This window comes from Gilvimarinus sp. 1_MG-2023, from assembly GCF_030548285.1.
Genome location: NZ_JAUOSC010001466.1, coordinates 1 through 247, shown reverse-complemented (window position 1 = coordinate 247; position 247 = coordinate 1). Strand labels below are relative to the sequence as shown.

The window sequence follows — 247 nt, the reverse complement described above, 5'->3', positions numbered from 1 at the left end:
GCAGTACGGCGACCGTTCGATTACCATCAACCTGGATACGGCATACCTGAGCACGACTTCTGTGACCAATCTGACGATCAGCAACGGTGATGTCACCATGGTGATCGCAGCGACCTGTGCCAGCGGTGACGTCACGGATATGGGCATTGCAGCCTGTGACGAAGATCTGGAGTTTGCGGGCAATATCACCTCAGGTGGTTATGAGGTAGGTACCCTGGAAATTCGCAGTGGCTTGCCTGTGTTTATC

At 53.8% G+C, this 247-nt stretch carries 1 protein-coding gene; it reads left to right on the top strand.

Annotated features, from left to right (window positions below; translation table 11 throughout):
• Positions 1-61 precede the first annotated feature (61 nt).
• The coding region (locus Q4563_RS21695) for a hypothetical protein (RefSeq protein ID WP_303606005.1) at positions 62-247 on the top strand (186 nt) is incomplete at its 3' end.